At 67.4% G+C, this 215-nt stretch carries 1 pseudogene; it reads left to right on the forward strand.

What is annotated here, in order from left to right:
• A pseudogene (locus tag EXE44_RS19845) lies at positions 1–215 on the forward strand (amino acid transporter); the annotation flags it as partial.

Raw genomic sequence — 215 nt, forward strand, 5'->3', positions numbered from 1 at the left:
TCGAGCCTCTTCTTCCTGCTGTCGTTCGTCATCGTCAACGTGGCCGCGATCAGGCTGCGCCGCGAACGGCCGAACATGCACCGCCCCTACGAGATGCCGTTCTACCCGGCGCCGCCGCTTATCGGCATCGCGCTCAACCTGGTCCTGACCGGCGTGCTCGTCGAGTACCTGCTGCGGACCGACCCGTTGGCGCTGGGGCTCAGCGCCGGCTGGAT

This window comes from Halorubrum sp. SS7, from assembly GCF_005435055.1.
In the GTDB taxonomy this organism is placed as follows: domain Archaea; phylum Halobacteriota; class Halobacteria; order Halobacteriales; family Haloferacaceae; genus Halorubrum; species Halorubrum salinarum.